Origin of the sequence: Mesorhizobium sp. M4A.F.Ca.ET.090.04.2.1 (genome assembly GCF_003999085.1) — a bacterium.
Classification (GTDB): domain Bacteria; phylum Pseudomonadota; class Alphaproteobacteria; order Rhizobiales; family Rhizobiaceae; genus Mesorhizobium.
Genome location: NZ_RZOT01000474.1, coordinates 1 through 4,840, shown reverse-complemented (window position 1 = coordinate 4,840; position 4,840 = coordinate 1). Strand labels below are relative to the sequence as shown.

4 protein-coding genes and 1 pseudogene are annotated in these 4,840 nt (G+C 61.6%); 3 read left to right on the top strand and 2 right to left on the bottom strand.

Going from position 1 to position 4,840, the window contains the following annotated elements:
- Both traA and EN781_RS25935 read left to right on the top strand, forming a co-directional pair.
- Nucleotides 1-2,625 (top strand): Ti-type conjugative transfer relaxase TraA (gene traA / locus EN781_RS25940; protein ID WP_127400463.1); only part of this gene is annotated, 2,625 nt, incomplete at its 5' end.
- Nucleotides 2,626-2,753: 128 nt separating this feature from the next.
- Nucleotides 2,754-2,966, top strand: coding sequence for an AlpA family phage regulatory protein (locus EN781_RS25935; RefSeq protein ID WP_023825499.1), 213 nt, complete (start codon nucleotides 2,754-2,756; stop codon nucleotides 2,964-2,966).
- 252 nt (nucleotides 2,967-3,218) lie between these two features.
- On the opposite strand, the gene EN781_RS25930 is transcribed toward EN781_RS25935, so the two are convergent.
- Complete coding sequence (locus tag EN781_RS25930; protein WP_127400462.1) at nucleotides 3,219-3,887, bottom strand: hypothetical protein; 669 nt, start codon at nucleotides 3,885-3,887, stop codon at nucleotides 3,219-3,221.
- Between the two features lie 161 nt (nucleotides 3,888-4,048).
- On the opposite strand from EN781_RS25930, the gene EN781_RS35535 reads away from it, so the two are divergent.
- On the top strand, nucleotides 4,049-4,276 hold the full coding sequence (locus tag EN781_RS35535) for a helix-turn-helix transcriptional regulator (protein WP_245492657.1): 228 nt from the start codon (nucleotides 4,049-4,051) through the stop codon (nucleotides 4,274-4,276).
- A 179-nt stretch (nucleotides 4,277-4,455) separates the two neighbouring features.
- On the opposite strand, the pseudogene EN781_RS34505 reads toward EN781_RS35535, so the two are convergent.
- A pseudogene (locus EN781_RS34505) lies at nucleotides 4,456-4,840 on the bottom strand (hypothetical protein); the annotation flags it as partial.

Below are 4,840 nucleotides of genomic sequence, written 5' to 3'. Positions count from 1 at the left end.
CATTGGGACAGGGCAGAGGATGGCAGTCCAAAACCGCATGCCCATGTCATGCTGACCATGCGGTCGGTCGATGAGAACGGTTTTGGTCCAAAGGTGCGCGACTGGAACCAGACCGAGCTGGTCGAGCGCTGGCGCGAACGTTGGGCGGATCTTGCCAATGAGCGCCTTGCCGAACTCGACATAGACGCCCGCATCGATCATCGCAGTTTGGAAGCACAGGGCATTGCCTTGGAGCCACAGACCCAGATCGGTGCCTCGGCACAGCGCATTGAGAACGGCGACCTCGACGTCGCCTGCATTGAAGCAGATCGCGCCGAGCTGCACCGCGAGATCGCGCGCAACAATGGCGCGCGCCTCATTGCCGATCCATCCGTGGCGCTGGATGCCATCACGCATCAGCAATCGACCTTCACCCGAAGAGACATGGCGAAGTTCGCACATCGGCACAGCGATGGGCTCGAGCAGTTCAACCAGGTGATAGGCGCGATCGGGAAAGAGCCGGATCTGGTCGAACTCGGAAAGGATGGACGTGGAGACGATCGCTTCACCACCCGACAGATGATCGAGACCGAACAGCGTCTGCATCAGGCGGCGGAACGCATGGTCGGGGATGGATTTCATGCAGTAAGTGATCAGCATCGCGAGGCTGCTCTGGCACATGCCGGGCAGCGCGGCCTTGTCCTGTCAGGCGAGCAGGTCGAAGCGCTCGCGTATGTCACCGACGGCAGTGGTCTTGGCGTCGTTGTCGGCTTTGCCGGAACGGGGAAGAGCGCCATGCTTGGTGTTGCGCGCCAGGCATGGGCAGCAGCAGGCTATGAGGTTCGAGGCGTCGCACTCTCCGGCATAGCGGCCGAGAATCTCGAAAGCGGATCGGGGATTTCGTCGCGCACCATCGCCAGCTTGGAACATGGCTGGGGACAGGGCCACGATCTTCTCACCGCGCGCGATGTCCTAGTGATCGACGAGGCAGGCATGGTCGGCACGCGCCAGTTGGAGCGCGTTCTCTCCCATGCAGCGGACGTCGGCGCGAAAGTCGTGCTGGTCGGCGATCCGCAGCAGTTGCAGGCGATCGAAGCCGGCGCCGCATTCCGTTCGATCCACGAGCGATATGGCGGCGTCGAAATCGGTCAGGTGCGCCGGCAGCGCGAAGACTGGCAGCGCGACGCTACACACGATCTGGCGACCGGCAGGATCGGTGCTGCAATCAGCGCCTATGAAGATAGAGGGATGGTGCATCAGGCTGCGACGCGCGACGAGGCGCGCAGCGATCTGGTCGAGCGCTGGGACCGCGACAGGCAGGCAGAGCCAGACGCAAGCCGGATCATCCTCACCCACACAAACGACGAGGTGCGCGCGCTCAACCAGGCGGCGCGCGAGCGCATGCGCGTTGCCGGCGATCTCGGCGAAGATGTTCAGATAGGCGTCGAACGGGGCGAGAGAAGTTTCGCACGCGGCGACCGCGTGATGTTCCTGCGCAACGAGCGCGGCCTCGGCGTCAAGAACGGCACGCTCGGTGTGGTCGATGAGGTGAGCACGCGGGGCATGACTGTGCGTACTGAGGACCACAGGTCGGTGCGGTTCGACCTGAAAGACTATGCCCACATCGACCACGGTTATGCCGCGACCATCCATAAGGCGCAGGGCATGACGGTCGACAGCACTCATATCCTGGCGACGCCGGGTATGGATGCCCATGGCAGCTATGTGGCTCTATCGCGGCATCGAGACGGGATGGACCTGCATTACGCCAGCGACGACTTCGCAACCCGCGAAAGGCTTGTCCGCGCACTGTCACGCGACCGCGCCAAGGACATGGCGTCGGACTACGAGCAGATCGATCCGGCGCAGAGCTATGCCGAGCGGCGCGGCATCACCTTTCGCGAGCGTGTCGCGGAGATCGTGCGCAAGGTCGTGCCTGAAAGGCTACGCAATATGTTCGATGGCCGCCGCCCTTCGGCTGACGGCGCGCCCGACTTCGACGCCACGCGCAGGCCGGAAAGAGAGGAAGTGCGCCTCGAACCCGCAGCGCCAGCGAGAGAGACCACCGAGGACGGGCAAGCAGCGTTGCGGAAAGCCCGAACCGATGCGCTCGTGCGTCATGCCCGCGCCATGGACGCGATGTTCAGCGACGAGGGTGCAGGAAACAAGGCCAGCCCGATCCGGTTGCGCGAACTGGCTGACGCCCGAAAAGCCTTCGACGAGGTGCGGCCCCATGGCTGGCGCGATGCCGAGGCGGCTTATGTCAAGAGCCCGGAACTTGTCGCCGAGGCCGCCGGCGGACGGATCAACCGCGCCATCCGCGCCCTCCAGCTTGAAGCCGAAATCCGCACTGGACTGGACAACGATCCGGGCCGCCGCGCAGACCATTTCGTGGAGCGTTGGCACAAACTCGACCGGACCAGCCAGCACCAGTATCAGGCGGGTGACATGTCCGGCTACAAGGCGACGCGATCGGCGATGGGTGACATGGCCAGAAGCCTCGAGCGCGATCCGCAGCTTGAATCCATCCTCGCCAACCGCAAGCACGACCTTGGCATCAGCGTCGATTCTGGTCGGCGCCTTGGTGCGGAACTCGCATTCACCCACGGAATCGACCTCGGGCGGGGCCGGGGCATTGGACTCTAGACAGTCCTATCTGCCGCCGTCTCTATGCCGGGGTACGATGACGCGGAAAACCCTCTTGCGCGCCCGCAAGTGTCTGTCCTCTCTTGATCAGGAGCAGTCAAAAACAACCAGCAGGAGGCAGTGCGTCCATGCGCGAACCAGACCGTATCATCCGCCTGAAAACCGTCGTCTCCCGGACAGGTCTGTCCCGGTCCACCATCTATCGCAAGATCGCCGACGGCACCTTCCCACGCCAGATCCAGATCAGTATCCACGGTGCAGGCTGGCATGAATCCGACATCAGTCGCTGGATCACCAATCCCGTTTCGTGGCGTCCGCAAGACGAGGGCGACAAGTTGTGATGAGGGTGATGCACACCGCGCGGAAAGCTGGCTTTCATCGAAACGCAGCGGTCACGGCGGCAGGGTTACTGCCATGTCCGTCAGGAGCGCCGCCGAGGCGAGCGAAAACGGCAAACCGAAACGATGGTCGCGCCCATCAAGATGGCTTGCTCAAGCAGGGCAACTTTGGAGGGAAGCGGCCGTGACGGACTGCCTCCGATCCGGCTTCCTTCGAAGCAGGCTGCATCCTCACTGCCCTATAAGGTCCGTCGGCTAACGATTGCCCGATCGATCGCGAGCATCGCCGGATCGATATTTATGGTGGCGGCCGAGGTCATCCAGCACCGAGCGGATATGAGGCCAAGGGAAATCGGCGGGACGTTCCCAATGCTCACCGTCATGCAAGATAACGAGCAGCTTGGCTAAAATGCCCTCGATGGAGGTAGCGGCTGTTTGCGGTAGATTATCCAGAAGGTCGCGTTCGGCTATTTCGGATTGCCGTATCAGTTCGTCTGCTTTCGAATAGCCGATCTCAGCATCGGCGGCATCCCAACGCGCCTGATGTGCCGCGAAGTCGGCAACCGCCCTGTTCCATTCGACTTCAATTTCGGGAGAGTAGGCATCGTTCAGGCCTTCCATGGAACGGAGCGTTAATTCCGTACCACCGGCAAGCCGTACCTTGGCGCAGGGAAAGCCGACCGTCCTAGCGAGGTATGTCTCCAACCTTTGCTGTTCGCGGCATAGCGCCAGTGTCTCGTTGTGGATCTTTTGCCAGTCCCCACACAGGCGAAGAGCAGGATCAGCAGCACTGCTGCCGTCCGTCAGTTCGGCGGCCCGCGACTTTACCTGGAAGGGCCATGCCACGGCGGCCGTGGCCGTGCTCGCCAGCAAGCGCCGCCGGGTGACGAAAGACAAACTCATGCTATTGTCGGAATCATCCATGATCCGAGCTCCACGAAAGCTGGGGTTGTGGTTAGGTTGGACAGGTGTGACCGCACCTGTCCAACCGCTCAAGATGCTTGTCGGCATCAGCGGTAGTATCAGTGTTACTATCTATGGCCATTAAACGCAACAACTTAGTAACAGGGCTACTACGGATGGCAATAACTTCGGCCCAGTGTCGGATGGCGCGGGCAGCTCTCCATCTAGGCATTCGGGAGCTTGCTGCCCTCGCCAAGGTCTCTCCCAACACTATTGCGCGATTGGAGCGCGGCGAGGTTTTGTTCGACAACACACTGCAGGCGGTACAAGGCGCCCTGGAGAACGCTGGCATCGAATTCATTCCAGATAATGGTGGTGGGCCCGGCGTGCGCTTAGCCAGGCGAAATTAGAGGTGGCGTCACGCAGCCGCCATCGAACTGAGCGGAAACATCCCAGCGCCACCGCTGATAATTCCGGTTCGCCCGATGCGATCAGCGATCGATATTGCTGAACAGCTTAGCGTTCCGTTTTGCTCGCGAGCTTATCGCCTTCGGCCGGCGTTGCCGAGGCTCATGTCTTAGAGCTTTGGTCAGTTCCCGCCCCGCAAAAACGCAGCCCAATCGCTCATCATGGCGCGGCGCTTCTCAATCATGGTTTCGCGCCGGTATGCGGCCTCAACGTCGCTGTTGATGGCGTGGGCGAGCGCAAACTCCCGCATGTCTCTGGGATAGTCGGACAACTCCCCTGCCCAATCAGAAAACGTTGACCGCAGCCCATGGGGCACGGCTGGACGCTTCGAGTTCTTGTCAAGCCAGCTCTTGCGGCCCGCCTCGATCTCGCTTTCGTGCATCCGTCTCATGGTGGCGCTCAACGTCATGTCGGACAGCATGCCGCCACGGATCGCCGGAAACACATATTCTGTGTCGGCGGTCGCGGCCTCTTTCATCGCAGTTAGGATTGTCATTTCCGCATCG

Excerpts from the sequence above, each read along its gene's own strand:
- EN781_RS25935 (WP_023825499.1), top strand. The coding sequence starts at position 2,754 with ATGCGCGAACCAGACCGTATCATCCGCCTGAAAACCGTCGTCTCCCGG.
- EN781_RS25930 (WP_127400462.1), bottom strand. The coding sequence starts at position 3,887 with ATGGATGATTCCGACAATAGCATGAGTTTGTCTTTCGTCACCCGGCGG.